The 17,630-nt window shown below is 38.9% G+C and carries 10 protein-coding genes; 7 read left to right on the forward strand and 3 right to left on the reverse strand.

Translation table 11 applies throughout. The features are described 5' to 3' along the window. Positions 1–19: 19 nt before the first annotated feature. The 7 genes from O0931_RS07650 to O0931_RS07680 all read left to right on the forward strand — a co-directional run bounded on the left by O0931_RS07650 (position 20) and on the right by O0931_RS07680 (position 14,437). Positions 20–2,287, forward strand: coding sequence for a GH92 family glycosyl hydrolase (locus tag O0931_RS07650; RefSeq protein WP_269414975.1), 2,268 nt, complete (start codon positions 20–22; stop codon positions 2,285–2,287). A 331-nt stretch (positions 2,288–2,618) separates the two neighbouring features. After that, the gene (locus tag O0931_RS07655) at positions 2,619–4,619 is read left to right on the forward strand and encodes an alpha-L-arabinofuranosidase C-terminal domain-containing protein (RefSeq protein ID WP_269414976.1); all 2,001 of its coding nucleotides are present in this window, start codon (positions 2,619–2,621) and stop codon (positions 4,617–4,619) included. 6 nt (positions 4,620–4,625) lie between these two features. Continuing rightward, positions 4,626–6,164 carry an alpha-N-arabinofuranosidase gene (locus O0931_RS07660; RefSeq protein WP_269414977.1) on the forward strand — a complete coding sequence of 513 codons (1,539 nt, stop codon included), beginning with the start codon at positions 4,626–4,628 and terminating at the stop codon, positions 6,162–6,164. A 3-nt stretch (positions 6,165–6,167) separates the two neighbouring features. Beyond that, positions 6,168–8,102, forward strand: a complete 1,935-nt coding sequence (locus tag O0931_RS07665; protein ID WP_269414978.1) for a glycoside hydrolase family 97 protein — start codon at positions 6,168–6,170, stop codon at positions 8,100–8,102. A gap of 10 nt (positions 8,103–8,112) precedes the next feature. Then, complete coding sequence (locus tag O0931_RS07670; protein ID WP_269414979.1) at positions 8,113–9,048, forward strand: glycoside hydrolase family 43 protein; 936 nt, start codon at positions 8,113–8,115, stop codon at positions 9,046–9,048. Positions 9,049–9,310: 262 nt separating this feature from the next. Then, positions 9,311–11,896 carry a glycoside hydrolase family 3 C-terminal domain-containing protein gene (locus O0931_RS07675; protein ID WP_269414980.1) on the forward strand — a complete coding sequence of 862 codons (2,586 nt, stop codon included), beginning with the start codon at positions 9,311–9,313 and terminating at the stop codon, positions 11,894–11,896. 351 nt (positions 11,897–12,247) lie between these two features. Beyond that, positions 12,248–14,437 carry a TonB-dependent receptor gene (locus O0931_RS07680; RefSeq protein ID WP_269414981.1) on the forward strand — a complete coding sequence of 730 codons (2,190 nt, stop codon included), beginning with the start codon at positions 12,248–12,250 and terminating at the stop codon, positions 14,435–14,437. Position 14,438: 1 nt separating this feature from the next. Here O0931_RS07680 and O0931_RS07685 read toward each other — a convergent pair whose 3' ends face one another. The 3 genes from O0931_RS07685 to O0931_RS07695 all read right to left on the reverse strand — a co-directional run bounded on the left by O0931_RS07685 (position 14,439) and on the right by O0931_RS07695 (position 17,204). Next, positions 14,439–15,194, reverse strand: a complete 756-nt coding sequence (locus O0931_RS07685) for a phosphatase PAP2 family protein (RefSeq protein ID WP_269414982.1) — start codon at positions 15,192–15,194, stop codon at positions 14,439–14,441. Positions 15,195–15,273: 79 nt separating this feature from the next. After that, on the reverse strand, positions 15,274–16,530 hold the full coding sequence (locus O0931_RS07690; protein ID WP_269414983.1) for a sensor histidine kinase: 1,257 nt from the start codon (positions 16,528–16,530) through the stop codon (positions 15,274–15,276). After that, positions 16,527–17,204, reverse strand: coding sequence for a response regulator transcription factor (locus O0931_RS07695; RefSeq protein WP_269414984.1), 678 nt, complete (start codon positions 17,202–17,204; stop codon positions 16,527–16,529). The genes O0931_RS07690 and O0931_RS07695 overlap by 4 nt, the downstream gene beginning before the upstream one ends. Positions 17,205–17,630 lie beyond the last annotated feature (426 nt).

Here is a 17,630-nt window from a genome sequence, read left to right on the forward strand (position 1 = left end):
TTTATTTACCTTAAAAAAAATGGCAAAAAAATATAGTTCAGTATATAAAAAGTACTTATTTCTGGTGTTTGCAATACTGAATTTCAGTTCCGTATATGCACAGCAATCAGCATTAATAAAATATGTCCAGCCATTTTCAGGCACTTCTGCCAGTACCACAATGGCAAGCCAGCACATAGAAGACAAAACCGAACGCCTGGCCAATACCATTCCGGCTGTAGCACCGCCTTTTAGCATGACCCAGTGGACACCACAAACGCAGTTAACAGAAACCAAATGCCTGGCACCGTACTATTACAACAATAAAAAGATTTACGGCTTCAGGGCAAGTCACTGGATAAGTGGTTCCTGCACACAGGATTATGGCAGTTTCACCATTATGCCGATTTCGGGCAAACTTAAAACCATTTCTACTGATTATGCTGAAGATTATGTACATGAAAATGAAGCCGCTACCCCATCCTATTACCGCCTGAATTTTAACAGGTATAAATTACAAATTGAATTGAGCTCAACACTTAGGTGTGGCGTAATGAGGATTACTGCGATGAAGACGGACAGCATTTATCTCCTGGTAAGCCCAAACAGCGATGAAAACAAAGGCTACATTCACATAGATAAGGCGAAAGGTGAAATTTCCGGTTACAATCCCGTTCACAGGATTTACCAGGGATGGGGTGAAGCTGCAGGGTTTAGCGGTTATTTTTTTATCCGGATAAAAAAAGTGTTTAATACCGGTGGCGTGTACAGTGAGGGAAATGTTTCAGAAAATCATACCATTAGTAATCAAAAAAACATCGGTGCATTTGCTGGTTTTAAACTACAAAAAGGCGAACAAATCCTAATCTATTCAGGCACTTCTTTCACCAGTATTGATGCAGCGAAACGCAACCTCGAAAGTGAAATAAAAAACGATACTTTTGAAACCGTTCTGGCTAAAACAAATGCCGTCTGGGAAAAATCATTATCGCAAATAAAGGTTTCTGATTTGAATGAAAAGAAGAAAAAAATCTTTTATACAGCACTTTACCATGCGCAGCAGCATCCCCGGCTATTTAATGATGCGGATGGCTCATATCCACAATTTGCAGGTAATTATCAAAGCAAAAAAATCAGCAAAGGCAATTATTATGATGATTTTTCGATGTGGGATATTTATCGCGCACAACTTCCGCTAATCGAATTATTAAAACCCGATTTAGCAAATTCATTTGCAAATTCATTGGTTTTAAAAGGTCAGCAAGGTGGTTGGTTACCGATTTTCCCTTGCTGGAACAGTTATACCGCAGCGATGATCGGTGATCATGCGACAGCCTTTCTCGCTTCAGCTTACAATAAGGGAATCAGGGATTTTGATGTAAAAGAGGCCTATCGCCTGATGAGGCAAAATGCGTTTCAAATGCCCGATTCAGCAGATTATTTAAATGGTAAAGGCCGACGCGGAATTAATAGTTACCTTAAATATGGTTACATCCCTATGGAAGACAGCATCCCAAATGCATTTCATAAAAAAGAACAGGTTAGCAGAACCTTAGAATATGCTTACGATGATTATGCATTGGCAACGATAGCAAAAGATTTAGGTAAAAAAGACGACTATAACCAATTAATTAAGCGATCGTTAAATTATAAAAACATATTCGACCCGCAAGTTGGGATGGTTAGAGGAAAGTTTAAAAATGGCAATTGGTATAAACCTTTTTATCCCGATCACCGTGAACCTTACATTACCGAGGGTACACCTCGGCAATACACTTTTTATGTACCACATGATATGCCTGGCCTCATAAAACTAATGGGTGGAAGTAAAAATCTTGAAAATGAACTGGATTCTTTGTTTGATAAGAAAGAATACTGGCATGGAAATGAACCGGGTCATCAGATTCCATTTTTATACAATTACACCGCATCTCCATGGAAAACACAAATGCAGGTTAACCGTATTTTGAATGAAGAATATGACGAGGGTAAAGGCGGGTTAAGCGGCAATGATGATGCCGGACAAATGTCGGCCTGGTATGTTTTTGCTTCGCTGGGCTTTTATCCGGTTGATCCCGTTTCGGGGAATTATCAGTTAACAAGTCCTTCATTTAAGCAAAGTACCATTTCATTTAATAATGGAAATAAATTAAATATCAGGACAATCAAAAGCAGCAATAATTCTATTTATATTTCTAAAATCACTTTAAACGGAAAAACTTTTAGCGGAACTTACATTAGCCATAATGATTTGATTAAAGGTGGTGAAATGGTTTTTTACCTGACTGAAAAACCGAAAAACAAGTAGTACTAATTTCGGAGTTATCGTCATTTCTAAATGATTGGGAATCTTAAAGCAATGGATTTCATCTTTCTCTTGCTTTAAGATTCCCGCCTACGCGGGAAAGACGGACTGAGAGAGACGGATTGAGAAAGTCAACGAGTATGCCTCGGCAAGTCGCCTCAGCAAGTCGTCATTCCCAAATGATTGGGAATCTTAAAGCAGTGGTCACGAGTAGCTAAAAAAGAACCACACAAACGGGAGGATAACATTTTAATTAAATAATAATCGTATAAATGACGTTTATTATTTTAAAATTTTTATTTTTACTACACGATTCTTTCCAAATATTATCATTATGAAACCAAATAACACTCCAAATAGTGTATTTTACGCCCTCATTATCTGCATTTTAACCGGCATAAGTGCTTTCAATTCCCATGCTCAAACGGCAAAAATAATTACCATAAATACAGATAACTCAATTGCTAAAGTACAACCGAATATGTGGGGTGTATTTTTTGAAGACATTAATTTTGGCGCCGATGGCGGCGTTTACGCCGAATTATTAAAAAACAGATCTTTCGAGTTTGCCAAACCATTAATGGGCTGGACAGTGCAGCGACCAAAAGCAAACGAAGGCGAACTACTGGTGGTAAACCGTAAGGAAGAAAATACAACCAATCCGAGGTACATTCAGGTTAATACCGAAAAAGGAAACTTTGGCCTAAGCAATGAAGGCTTTAAAGGGATTGGCGTAAAGAAGGGGCTTCGTTATGATTTCTCGGTTATGTACCGCCAGAAAGCGCCAGGCATAAAGCTGCGTCTGCAATTAATATCATCCGATAATAAAATTATTGGAGAAGGAAGTTTAGCCCCGGAAACTTCAGGAAACGAGTGGAAAAAACAATCTGCAAGCTTTACAGCTAAAGAAACGGATGCTAAAGCAAAATTTACCATACTATTTGATGGAAAGGGACAAATCGATTTAGACATGATATCGTTGTTTCCCGGCGATACCTGGAAAAACCGTCCGCAAGGCTTACGTGCAGACATGGTTAAAATGCTTGCCGATATGAAACCTGGCTTTATACGCTTCCCGGGTGGCTGCATTGTTGAAGGAACTGACCTGGCAAACCGGTACCAGTGGAAAAAAACCATTGGCCCGATTGAAAACAGGCAATTGATTATGAACCGCTGGAATGTAGAATTTGCCCATCGCCCCGCACCTGATTATTACCAAAGTTTCGGATTGGGTTTTTTCGAATATTTTCAACTGGCAGAAGACATTGGTTCTGATGCGCTTCCGATCTTAAACTGCGGGATGGCCTGCCAGTTCAACACCGGAGAAGTTGCAGCTTTAGATGAGCTTGATCCATACGTTCAGGATGCGCTTGACCTGATTGAATTTGCAAATGGTGATACCAATACCAAATGGGGGAAAATGCGGGCCGACTTAGGACACCCAAAACCTTTTAATTTAAAAATGATGGGCATCGGAAACGAAAACTGGGGTCCGCAATATTTAGAACGACTGGCCATTTTCACTAAATCAATAAAAGCTAAATATCCTGATTTTAAACTCATAAACAGTTCAGGGACGGATCCGGAAGGCGATAGATTTAACTTATTAAACACATCACTTAGAAATTCGAAAGCCGACCTTATCGACGAACATTATTATCGTCCTGCAGATTGGTTCCTTAAAAATGCCGGCCGTTATGACGATTATCCACGAGATGGTTCGAAAGTTTTTGTTGGCGAATATGCGGTTCATGCCGATAGAAATGTAATTGGAAGCAATAGAAACAACTGGCAAAGTGCTTTGGCAGCTGCTTCGCTCATGACCGGGCTGGAGCGAAACGCAGATGTGGTTCAAATGGCATCTTACGCACCGCTTTTTGCCCATATAGATGCCTGGCAATGGGCCCCGGATATGATTTGGGTAGATAACCTGAACACCTACGGAACACCCGATTACTATGTTCAAAAACTTTTTTCAACCAACAAAGGTACAGATGTAATTGCAGCAAAACTTGACGGCAAAAATATAACCGGTCAGGATGGCTTGTATGCCTCAGCCGTAACTGATAAAATTTCAAAAGAGATTATCATTAAAATCTCCAATACGACAGACAAAGCACAAAACATTGATTTCAATTTAGCTGGCAAGCGGAGTTTAAAAACGAAAGGCTTTGTAGACGAACTTTCGAGTTCTAATCTAAATCAGCTGAATTCTTTTGAAAATCCTGACGCGATAAGTCCAAAAAGAAATCCCATTATCATTAAAAATAAAAAACTGGCGCTTACCTTAAAGCCCTACTCTTTCAGCGTAATTAAAATCCCGTTTACCAAATAAATGTTTATGAAAAAAATATGGCTATTCGTTGGCGCTATATGCTTAACGATTCAAACAAATGCGCAAACCGAGGCAAAATTAACAGTTAAACAAGCTGGTGAGCAGGTAATTAGCAAACATATATACGGGCATTTTTCTGAACACCTTGGCCGATGTATTTATGATGGTTTCTGGGTTGATGAAAATTCTTCAATTCCTAATAAAGGCCGGATCAGGCTCGATGTAGTTGATGCACTAAAAAAAATAAACATACCAAACCTGCGTTGGCCGGGCGGTTGCTTTGCCGATGAATACCACTGGAGAGATGGTATAGGCCCGAGAAACCAGCGACCTAAAATGGTGAACACCAACTGGGGCGGCGTTACGGAAGACAATAGTTTCGGCACACATGAATTTCTGGAACTTTGTAATATGCTAAAATGCGAACCCTACGTTGCAGGTAACGTTGGTAGTGGTACCGTTGAGGAAATGGCCAAATGGGTTGAATACCTAAACTTTGATGGCGTTAGTCCGATGGCAACCATTCGTGCGCAAAACGGCCGGGAAAAACCCTGGAAAGTTACTTTCTGGGGCGTTGGAAACGAGAGCTGGGGATGTGGCGGCCATATGACGGCTGATTACTATACCGATTTGTATAAAAGGTATGCTACCTACGCCAGGGATTATGCCGGTGCGCCTTTAAAAAGAATTGCCAGCGGCGCAAATGCAGATGATTACAACTGGACAGAAACCTGTATGAAAAATATTGGCTCGAGAATGTGGGGACTTACGTTGCATTATTACACAATACCAACAGGCAACTGGAAGGCAAAAGGCTCCGCAACACAATTCGATGAGGAACAATATTTCAGCACCATGAAAAACTGCTTAAAAATGGAAGAACTCGTAACAAAACATTCGGCCATAATGGATAAGTACGATCCAAAGAAAAAAGTCGCCCTTGTAGTAGATGAATGGGGTATTTGGACAGATGTAGAACCCGGAACAAATCCAGGTTTCCTTTACCAGCAGAGCAGCCTCCGGGATGCACTTATCGCCGGTACAACCTTAAATATTTTCAATAACCATTCCGACAGGGTAAAAATGGCTAATCTCGCGCAAACGGTAAACGTATTGCAGGCACTTGTTTTAACTGAAAAAGACAAAATGGTCTTAACCCCTACTTATCACATTTTCGATTTATATAAAGTTCACCAGGATGCCAAATACCTGCCGATAACATTTGCCAGTCCTGAATACACGGTTGGAAATGATAAAATTCCGGCGCTGAATGTATCCGCTTCTCAGGATTCTACTGGCGCTATTCACATTTCATTAGTAAATTTAGACCCTAAAAATAAAATTTCATTAAGTACAGATTTAGAAGGTTTAAAGTGGAAAACAGTAACTGGTCAGATATTGACATCTTCGAAACTTACAGATATAAATACCTTTTCCAGCCCGGATAAAATTCATAATTCAAAGTTTTCTGGCGCAAAAAAATCAGGCAATCTGCTAAAAGTAGAATTACCATCACAATCCGTTGTTGTACTGGAATTAAAATAAAACATGATAAATAGATATTTTTTACTGCTGATACCGGCGATCCTGGTTTCATCACAACTCACACAGGCGCAGACAAAATTTGATATTTCAAGTCCGGATAAAACAATCACGGCTGAGGTCTCGATTAACAAAGGAAATGTATTTTACACCATACGGAAAGGTTCAGAGCAGCTTTTAAAACTTTCAAACCTTGGTGTTGTCCGGGGAGATGAAGATTTGTCGAAAGGACTTTCTTTACTTTCCGTTTCTAAAAATGAAGTTGTTAAAGATGCTTACATCCTTAAAAATGCCAAGCGGTTAAATCATAATTATATCGCTAACAAGCAGGTTTTTCACTTAAAAAATTCTTCAGGAAAGAAGATCGATGTTATTTTTCAGGTATCGGATGACGGTGTAGCCTTTCGATATTATTTCCCGGAAAAAGATGCCAAGCTGAAGAACATTACCGATGAGAAAAGTTCCTTCCACTTTTTTGAGCAAACCAAAGCCTGGATGCAGCCGATGTCTGTAGCCAAAACTGGTTGGGAAAGTACCAATCCATCTTATGAAGAATATTATCAGAAAGAAATTAATGTCGGAACACCCGCACCAACACAAGCGGGTTGGGTATACCCTGCCCTTTTCAAATATAAAGATACCTGGTTACTGGTTTCAGAAACCGGTCTTGATGAAAATTATTGCGCTACCCGTTTGGAACAAAAATCAGCTGATGGAAACTATAAGGTTGGTTTTCCGGATAAGAGGGAGGCTTTTACCGGTCAAAACGTAAATCCTGAGTCTGCACTGCCCTGGCTTACACCCTGGCGTATTATTGCTGTAGGCAGTCTCAAAAAGATAACAGAATCAACCTTAGGTACAGATTTAGCGTATCCTGCTAAAGCAAAAATAAATCCCGATTTGTTTAAAATGGGAAAAGCTTCCTGGAGCTGGATTATGCTGAAAGACAGCTCTATAACCTACAACACGCAAAAAAAATACATCGATTTTGCAGCGGAGATGAAGTGGGAATATACGCTTATCGATGTAGACTGGGATACAAAAATTGGTTATGATAAAATGCAGGAATTGGCCGGTTATGCAAAACAAAAAAATGTTGGCTTAATATTGTGGTATAATTCTGCCGGCGACTGGAATACGGTAAAATACACACCAAAGAATAAACTGACCACACGCGAAAACCGTTTAAAGGAGTTTGCAACTTTACAAAAAATGGGCATAAAGGGCATAAAGGTCGATTTTTTTGGTGGCGATGGTCAATCAATGATTAAATATTACCTCGAAATTTTTGAAGATGCAGCCAGGTTTAACCTGAGTGTAAACTGCCATGGAGCAACATTACCCAGAGGATGGCAGCGTACCTATCCAAACCTGATGACCATGGAATCTATCAAAGGCATGGAGTTTATCACTTTCAAACAAGAGAATGCCGATGAAGAACCATTGCATGCCACTACAATCCCGTTTACAAGGAACGTATTCGACCCTATGGATTTTACCCCGATGCGTTTATATGAAATCCCTAAAATTGATAAAAAAACGACCAGTGCTTTTGAGCTGGCGCTACCTGTTATTTTCCAATCCGGAATTCAGCATTTGGCCGAAGCACCTGATGGAATGGAAAGAATGCCATCGTATATTAAAAGTTTTCTTCAAGATTTCCCATCGAGCTGGACAGATACAAAACTAATAGATGGTTATCCGGGTAAGTTTGTGGTTATGGCAAGAAAGGCTGGCAACAAATGGTACCTGGCCGGCATAAATGGCGAAGGAAATTCTAAAAAAATCGCATTAGATTTATCAAAATATGGAGGTAAAAGCGCAAAAATAATAGAAGATGGTACGGAAAAATTCACTTTTAAACAAAGTGATGCACCACTTAATACAACTAAAGAAATCACAATGAAACCTTTCGGAGGATTCGTAATCACAATTGAATAAACCAATCAAAATGAAAAAAATACTCATTATTTGTACCTTGCTAATCAGCATTCTGATGAATGTTCAGGCACAATCAAAAAAAGGAATTTATCTTTTTGCCTATTTCAAAGATAATGGTGAAGATGGATTGCACCTTGCTTACAGTACTGATGCTTATAACTGGGCAGCACTTAAAAATGACAAATCATTTCTGACGCCTATGGTAAGTAAGGATAAACTCATGCGAGACCCATGTATTTTAAGAGGAGCAGATGGTCTTTTTCACATGGTATGGACAGTTAGCTGGAAATCTAACGGTATTGGTTATGCAAGCTCCAAAGATTTAATAAATTGGAGTCCGCAGCAATTTCTACCCGTTATGGAAAAGGAACCTGGTGTAGGGAATTCATGGGCGCCGGAAATCACTTTTGATAACAAAACGAAAACCTATATGATTTATTGGTCCAGTACCATTAAAGGAAAATTCCCGGAGACTTTATTAAAAAAAGAAGAGGGTAATAACAACAGGATTTATTATGTAACCACAAAGGATTTTAAAACCTTTTCCCCAACACAGTTGCTGTACGAGCCCGGATTTAATGTAATAGATGCCTCAATTGTTCACGATAATGGCAGGTTTGTTATGTTTTTAAAAGATGAAACAAAGGAACCTGCTCAAAAAAACATCAAAATTGCACATAGTGATAACCTGACAGGACCTTACTCCAAAGCAAGCGAACCGATTACAGGAAACTATTGGGCCGAAGGGCCAACCTCTTTGAGAATCGGTAAAGAATGGATCGTATATTTTGATAAATATACCGAGCATAAGTACGGCGCAATTAAATCTGAAGATTTAAAAACCTGGACAGACGTTTCAGATAAAATATCGTTGCCAAAAGGGCTCAGACATGGAACCATCATAACGATAACGAAAAAGGAACTCGAAAAATTACAAAAGCAATAAGCCCCTGAAGTTGGCTTGCGCCCGTTTGTAACGAGTGTAAATAGCATAACGATTCTTTGCTTGCGCTCGTTTATAACGAGTGCAAAATAGCATGACGATTTAATCGTTTTAAACGATGTATTTTTCCAAGCTCGTTATAAAAGAGCTTGAGCATTAGCCTGTCTGTTTTTACTAAATCGTTTACGTAAATAAATCTGGAAAAAAACTAAGCTTTGACACCTCAAAACAGCAACTTTAAAACGTAAAACTGATTTTTAACCAAATGAATTTCAAGCTAAAACTTTTTCTAATCATACCTCTTTTCTGCCTATTACCATTTTTAGGTTTTGGCCAGCAATTAAATAAGTTTCCATTTAATGATGCAAAATTACCAATCGAAACCAGGTTGCAGGATGTTGTGAAAAGGTTAACAATTGATGAAAAAATCGGTATGTTGTCAGAAACTTCATCAGCAGTAGAGCGGCTTGGAATTGACAAATACTATTACGGGAATGAAGGCTTACATGGTGTGATGCGTCCCGGTAAATTTACTGTTTTCCCTCAATCTATCGGCCTGGCTGCTACCTGGAACCCGGCTTTGGTAAATAGCGTTGCAACTGCAATATCCGATGAAGCCCGCGGCAAATGGAATGAACTGGGAAAAGGGAAAAATCAGAATGCGCCGTTCAGTGACTTACTTACCTTATGGTCGCCTACCATAAACATGGCCCGCGACCCAAGATGGGGACGTACCGCCGAAACCTATGGAGAAGACCCATACCTTACTTCACGCTTTGCAGTCGCTTACATTAAAGGTCTGCAAGGTAATGACCCTAACCACATCAAAGTGGTAGCAACACCCAAACACCTCGCGGCCAATAACGAAGAAAATAACCGTCTTGCTGCAAATTCGATTATTTCTGAAAAAACTTTAAGAGAATATTACCTTCCGGCCTTTAAAAGTAGTGTTATGGAAGGCAATGCGCAAAGCATCATGTCGGCTTATAATAAAGTGAACTGGATACCATCAACAGCGAGCAGGTGGTTATTAACCGATGTACTTCGAAAAGAATGGAGATTTGATGGCTATGTGGTGAGCGACTGTGGTGCCGCTTGTAACATATTCAGCAAGCACCAGTTTACCGCATCAATGGAAGAAGCTGCCGCCGCTGCACTTAAAGCCGGTATGGATATGGAATGTGCTGCCGGTTGTAATTTAATTAAAGAATATTTAAAATTGGCCTGGCAGAAAAAACTGGTTACGGACGCAGAGATAAACCAGGCAGTAAAAAACGTTTTGAGGGTAAGGTTTCGTCTGGGGCTGTTTGATAAAACAGGTTCCGGACCATATGATAACATCAGTCCTTCCGTAATCGGAAATGCGGCACATCAGAAACTTGCTTTGGATGCTGCCAAAGAAAGTATTGTACTTTTAAAGAACGATAAAAACATATTGCCGCTACAGCTTCAAAAGCTAAAATCCATCGCAGTAGTTGGCCATAATGCGGATATTAATGTTTTTGGCGGCTACAGTGGTGTTCCTTTAAATGCACCTGTAACACCGCTGCAAGGCATAAAAAATCTTGTCGGTAACACGGTGACCATAAACTATGCACCTACAAAATTAGATCTGTTCAATGTCGAAATGATTCCTTCCGACGAACTGGTATCTGCAAGCGGGCAAAACGGACTTGATGCAGAATATTTTGACAATAAATTTTTAGAAGGCACGCCAAAAAAAAGAATCGATGCCCAGGTGAATTTCAACACCAAGGAGAACCCGCCTGACCCGTTTATTCCGGCAGGGAAAAAATCCATCCGCTGGACCGGTTGGTTGGTACCGGCAAAAAGCGGTGAATATACCTTAGCCGTTAGTTCTGATGATGGTTCACGCACCTGGTTTAATGGCAAAATGGTGATAGACAGCTGGAAAGACAGGGGCGAAATATTAGACAGCTTCCGGGTAAAACTGGAAGCCGGCAAAAAATATCCTGTAAAAATTGAGTATTATGATACAGGTAGCGACGCGGTTTGCCGGTTTTGGTGGAAAACTCCTTTTGCTAAAGAGCGAATTTACACCCAACAAATAGCGGCTGCAAAGAAAAGTGATGTTGTGGTAGCCGTAATCGGAAGCGGATTGTATAATGAACGGGAAGGCCATGATAAGGAAAGTCTTGAACTTCCCGGTGACCAAATGGCGATGCTGAAAGCCGTTTACCAGGCTAATCCAAACGTTGTGGTCGTAATGGTTACCGGAAGTCAGCATACGATAGGCTGGATAAAGGAAAATATCCCCGGAATAGTAAACATTTATTTCGGCGGAGAACAAGCTGGAAATGCCATTGCATCCGCCCTGTTCGGCAAATATAATCCTTCAGGGAAATTACCGCTAACCTATTATGAAAGCCTGGAACGCGTACCGGCAATGAACCGGTACGAAATAACTGAAGGGCGAACGTATATGTACTACCCGGGGAAGCCACTTTACGAATTTGGATACGGACTTAGCTATACCACTTTTAAATATTCGGATTTGCAGGTTAAAAGAATCGCGGAAAATGGAAAAAAATACCTCGCGGTTGAACTTGAAATTGAAAATACCGGAAACATGGATGGTGAAGAGGTTATACAGTTATACACCAGTTATCCGGATGCAAAACAAGAAAGGCCTTTAGAACAATTAAAGGGTTTTAAAAAAGTATTTGTGGCCAAAGGCAAAAAAGTAAAAGTAGATTTTAAATTGAATGAGGATGATATTTCATTCTGGTCTTTTGAGCAAGGCTGGCAAACAGAAAAAGGCAATGTGATGATAAATATTGGTTCTTCATCGAAAGATATCCGCTTACATTCGGTCGTTAATTTAAAATAAACAGGCATACATCTAGCCCATGGTCTGTGCGCATAGACCATGGGATTGATAACCCCGCTCTTGAATCCTTCCTCTTTAAGGAGGAAGGTGCAAGGCAGGCGGACGGCAGTTTCTGAACCATCCACTTTAAGATTCCTGCCCGTCTGCGGAAGGCAGGCGCGAGAATGACGACTCATGGACAAAAAATAAGAGGTGTTAAACAAGCTTATTTATGAATTCTAAGTCTTTAATCAATCAACGCTCTTAAATCCATTCCATTCAAGTAGAAAAGTGCCGGCAGGTGGACGGCAGTTTTAACCCTGCTACAGATTTCAAACAGATTTCTGTATTTTATTTGAAGAAAAACAATTAATGAAAACGTTTTTCAAACTACTTCTATTTTTAGCAACCGTTCAAACTGCCTTCGCACAAAATAACTTCAAGGTATTGGTTAAAAATGCTTCAGATAATCAATCCATGCCAGGGGTAACCATTTACCTTAAATCAAATCCTCAAAAGATTACACAAAGTGATAAAAACGGGTTTGCCATATTAAATAATTTAAAAGATGGGAATGATACGGTAGTTTTTAAAACAGTTGGCTTTTCTACAAAGCAACTGGCGATATTGCTTCCTGATACAACAATTTATAAAATTTCGTTAACCGCTGATGAAAAAGCATTAGAAGAAGTAACCATCATTGCTTCAACCAGAAATAACGAAAGAATTGAAAACGCTGCAACAAAAGTTGAGGTGCTTGGCCTGGAAGAAATGAATGAAGAAAGCATGGTGAAACCCGGAAATGTAGCCAGTATACTGGGCGATATCAGTGGTGTTCAGATACAACAATCGTCTGCCGTTTCGGGTAATTCCAACATTCGGATTCAGGGATTAGATGGAAAATACACTCAAATGCTTCGTGATGGTATGCCACTTTACGAAGGCTTTTCCGGTGGCTTTGGTGTACTGTCTATACCGCCGCTTGATTTAAAGCAGCTCGAATTGATTAAAGGCTCTTCATCAACCTTATACGGTGCCGGTGCAATCGGCGGACTCATCAACTTTATTTCTAAAAAGCCCACGTTTGAACCTGATGCATCTGTTGTACTAAATACGTCTACCTTAAAAGAAAGTAACCTGAATGCTTATTTGGCGAAGCGATGGAAATACATAGGTTTCACTTTTTTTGCCGGAAAAACCCTTCAGCAAGAGGTTGATGTAGATAAAGACGGCTTAAGTGATGTGCCCAAATTAAACAGCACATTAATTCATCCGGTTTTATTCTTTTATCCAACGGAAAACAGTAGCGTTTCTTTAGGTTGGTCGGGAAATTTCGAAAAACGTACGGGCGGCGATATGCTGGCAATTAATGGAAAAGGTAACACCTCACATCCTTATTTCGAAACCAATAAACTTAACCGGAATACCTTCACTCTGATTGCAGACCACAGATTTAATCAGGTTTTAACGGGTACAGTTAAGAGTACATTTACAAATTTTGAGCGAAACATTACAACAAATACCTATATGTTTAATGGTACTCAGCAAAATTACTATGCGGAGGCTTCCCTATCCGCTTTCCTTAATAAACATACTTTAATTGGTGGTGTAAACCTGGTTGGTGATAATTTTAAACCTTCTTCTGCTACGCCGGTTAATATTGGCCAGATTAAAAATCATATCGAAGGCATATTTATACAGGATAGCTGGCGCTTTTTAGAAAGCAGTAAAATAGAAGCCGGCTTACGCTTTGATCATAATGATTATGGCAATTTTGTTTTACCAAGGCTCGCCATATTCCATCGTTTAAGCGAAAAATTTGGTATTCGCGGTGGCTTTGGTTCGGGATACAAATCGCCTAATCCGTTAACGCCTCAAATAAAAGATTACGATATTGATAAAATAAATCCGCTAAACCAGAATGCTACAACAGAACGTTCTTTCGGGGGAAATTTAGAAGCGAATTATAAATACAGCTGGGATGATGAGCATAATATTTTCATAAATCATGCTTTCTTTCTAACCAAAGTGAATAACCCGTTTGTCGGTTTCGAAGAATCGAATGGAACACTGAGTTTTTTTAATGCCGGCCGGCCGATAGTTACGCAAGGTTTTGATAGTTATATTCAAATGAAATTGAGTAGCTGGGAAATATATTTTGGTTATACATTTACCGATGCTAAAAGAAAATATTTAAACGAAAATCAATTTGTTCCGTTAACACCAAAAAACCGGGCTGCCAGTACTTTGGTTTACGAGATCGAAATTGCCTGGCGTTTTGGAATTGAAGCTTCTTACAACGGTAAACAATTCAGAGATGGCGAAGCGCAAACGCAAGATTATGTTTTTATGGCGGCTATGATTGAGCGCAAATTCGGACCGAAATTCAGCCTGGTTTTAAACGCTGAAAACCTCTTCGATAAGCGCCAGAGTAAATATGAAAAAATTTATACAGGGACCATTACAAATCCGGTATATAAACCCCTTTGGGCACCGCTTGATGGACGGGTAATTAACCTGGCAATACGACTCCTGCCTTTTGCCAGAGCCAAAGCTGAATAATTCAGAACCTGCCATAAAGCATTAATCCATTGGCACCATCCTGATGAAACGGCATTACGGTAAAGTTTTGCGTTTTCTTTTCAGCGAATAACTGGCGGATATAGGGATAAACGAAATATGAAATTTTAGTTGATGCAATACCAAACCCTGCACCGGCTACCACATCGCTAAACCAATGTTTATTGTTATACATTCTTAAGGTACCTGTTGCTGTCGCAACAAAATAACCTGCATAACCATACCAGGGTGAAACATCTTTATACTCCTGTTTTAAAAATTCAGCTGCAGCAAAAGCAGAAGCCGTGTGTCCTGAAGGAAAGGAATTATATGCTGAACCATTTGGTCTCAACCGATGTTCTGCCTGCTTAACAAAATGGGTAGATATGCCCATAATCGCTGCAGATGTGGCGTATAAAAATGTCGCATCCATCAGGCTATGCTTTCCTTTTATACCTGCTAAGTTTAAACCGTAAACTGCCAAGGCGGGTGCAAACTGAACATAATCATCTACATGAGCAGCGAATAGCGGATGATCTTCCTGTAATTCATCTTTTGTACTCAAATCCAGTTGTTTTAGCGCTCCATTGTCATGTACTGCCGCAAAACCATATCCTATAAGCACAGCAGGGATAATTAATGGCGCAACTTTAAATTTAACAGGCTCAACAGGCTCATATAAATAAAGAGGTTCCTGTTTATTAAAGTGTAAGGAATCAGCTTGTTGTGAGAAGGCACTCTGAAAAACAAGGCCTAGCATGATGCAGCATATTGACGTTTTATACATTGCTTTTTTAAGCTAAAGTAAAAGCCAATTATGAAGCAAAACTGTAGCTGAATTAATTTTTGAATAAAACTTTAAAACAATGATTTTCCTGAAAGAAAGAATAGGTAACTGAAAAATTATAAAGGGTACAAATTTGTTTAATTATTGCAAGCCCCAGGCCCATACCCTCTGAAGACGCAGATTTAAAAAATCTGTCGAAATGCTGATCTGTTAACGAAAAATTCTTTCCTGAATTGATTATTTCTATAAAATCATTATCCAGATTTATAGTTATAAAACCTTTAGTATGATTGTATTTAACTGCGTTTCCGAGTAAATTATTTAATAAAATATCGGCCAGATAACGGCTCATCTCTATTTCACAAGGTTTTAAATTGATATTTAAACTAAGATTTTCTTTCTTTAAAATTTCCTGGAATTGTCTGCATTTTTCTGTAATTACTTCCCTAAAATCTACAAGCTGAACATCTGAAATTAAATTATTTTCAATTTTTGTTAATAGCAATAACGATTGGTTAAGTTTTGTTAAGCGATTAATGGCATTGTAAATATCTTCCATTAAAACACCTTGTCGTTCCGTAATCGGTCCTGCTTGCAATAGTGTATCGAGCTTAGAGTTTATTACCGCCAAAGGTGTCATCATTTCGTGCGAGGCATTATCAGTAAAATTCTTAAGCTCTTTGTAATCCTGCCTTACACGCAAAGCCATCTGAACTGCAGATGTATTGAGTTCTTTAAATTCATCAACATCTGTAGAATTCAGCTTTATTTCACTCATTTTAACCAGATTGAAAGCCTTCATTTGTTCTAAAATAGCATAGAATGGCATCCATAACCGTTTTAAAACAAAGCGGTTTATCAAAATTAAACTCAGCAAAAGCAAACAAGTAACACCGAGTGTAATTAATAATATGATTTGAACTAAATCATCTGCCTCCAACCTTGATTTGGTTATGGTAACTTCATATAAATTATTTCCCTGAACTAATGTTGTAATTAAACTCCTTCCAGGTTCTGATTCTTTCTCCTTTGAATTATAATAAGTGGTATTTTTAAAAAACCTGCTTTCTTTATCATCCCTGTTTAATAATTTATATTGAACTTGCTGGTCAAGAAAACTTGCAGGCAGCGGTAGTTTTTGATAGGTAGCAACATATTGTTTTATTTCATCTTCTTCTACTGTTAAATCTCTATCCAGTTTTTCCGTAAAAATAAAGTGAATAACCACATAATAAATAATACCTGTAATTAACAATACGATCAGCGCCGTAATTAAGTTAACACGATTGTATCTGTCTGCTAATTTCATACGTTACCAAACTTATAACCAATACCATAAACAGATTGCAGGTAATCGCTTGCACCAGCCTCAATGATTTTTTTACGAAGATTTTTGATGTGCGTGTAAATAAAATCGAAATCGTCAGATATATCCATTTCATCGCCCCAAAGGTGCTCCGCAATTGCATTTTTGGTTACGACTTTCCCCTTATTCGAAAGGAAATAAATAAGCAAATCATATTCTTTTTTGGTTAGGGTTATAATTTGCCCTTTAACAGAAGTTTCCATTTTAGTAATGTCTACACTGATTTCATTAAAGGTGATAACATTATTACCATCGAACTTCTTTCTCCTTACAATAGCCGCTACCCTGGCTTTTAATTCTGATAAATGAAAAGGCTTAACCAAATAATCATCTGCACCTAAATCAAGTCCCGAAAGCTTATCATCCAATGAATGCCTTGCTGAAATAATTAACACACCATCATTTTTTTTTAGTTTTTTTAGTTCCTTCAGCAAATTTAAGCCTTCCCCATCGGGTAAGCCTAAATCAAGCAGGATACAATCGTAACTATAAAGATTTATTTTTTCCGATGCAGCCAGATATGTTGATGCCGATTCGCAAATATTACCAACTTCGGTAAAGTAAGTCAGCATACTGTCCAGTAAGGACAGTTCGTCTTCAACTATCAGGATTTTCATTTATGTAAAATAGCAAATTAAATACGATATTAGAATTGAAATCTGTAGGAATATTGAAGCCTATTTTATATGATTGATAAGATTCCCGCAGGCGCGAGAACGACGATTTGAAGGAGTTATAGAAAATAAGTTTTTGCACCCTGCTATCCGGCATAGGAAATGATGGAAGGAAAAACGTTAAAGCTTTGAACAAACTTTCAACTTACCGGCGACCTGCCTGATCAAGACTGTACCCAAGCGAAACACAACAATCTATCTAAAGCATTATGATCCCCGCCTGCCTGCCTGTGGAAGGCAGGCGCAAGCATGACGGTTTGAGGTGAACAGGTATAAGGGGTTTTTGCATCCTTTTACCTGGCATCACCATTTAATAAACTTTTGAAATATAATCAACCCATTCTTGAAAATAAAAAGCGGAGCCAACTT

It is taken from the genome of Pedobacter rhodius, from assembly GCF_027213645.1.
In the GTDB taxonomy this organism is placed as follows: Bacteria; Bacteroidota; Bacteroidia; order Sphingobacteriales; family Sphingobacteriaceae; genus Pedobacter; species Pedobacter rhodius.

What these genes read in the sequence shown, in the direction of transcription:
- O0931_RS07650 (WP_269414975.1), top strand. Translation starts at nt 20, where the DNA reads ATGGCAAAAAAATATAGTTCAGTATATAAAAAGTACTTATTTCTGGTG.
- O0931_RS07680 (WP_269414981.1), top strand. Translation starts at nt 12,248, where the DNA reads ATGAAAACGTTTTTCAAACTACTTCTATTTTTAGCAACCGTTCAAACT.
- O0931_RS07660 (WP_269414977.1), top strand. Translation starts at nt 4,626, where the DNA reads ATGAAAAAAATATGGCTATTCGTTGGCGCTATATGCTTAACGATTCAA.
- O0931_RS07675 (WP_269414980.1), top strand. Translation starts at nt 9,311, where the DNA reads ATGAATTTCAAGCTAAAACTTTTTCTAATCATACCTCTTTTCTGCCTA.
- O0931_RS07665 (WP_269414978.1), top strand. Translation starts at nt 6,168, where the DNA reads ATGATAAATAGATATTTTTTACTGCTGATACCGGCGATCCTGGTTTCA.
- O0931_RS07655 (WP_269414976.1), top strand. Translation starts at nt 2,619, where the DNA reads ATGAAACCAAATAACACTCCAAATAGTGTATTTTACGCCCTCATTATC.
- O0931_RS07695 (WP_269414984.1), bottom strand. Translation starts at nt 17,204, where the DNA reads ATGAAAATCCTGATAGTTGAAGACGAACTGTCCTTACTGGACAGTATG.
- O0931_RS07670 (WP_269414979.1), top strand. Translation starts at nt 8,113, where the DNA reads ATGAAAAAAATACTCATTATTTGTACCTTGCTAATCAGCATTCTGATG.
- O0931_RS07690 (WP_269414983.1), bottom strand. Translation starts at nt 16,530, where the DNA reads ATGAAATTAGCAGACAGATACAATCGTGTTAACTTAATTACGGCGCTG.
- O0931_RS07685 (WP_269414982.1), bottom strand. Translation starts at nt 15,194, where the DNA reads ATGCTAGGCCTTGTTTTTCAGAGTGCCTTCTCACAACAAGCTGATTCC.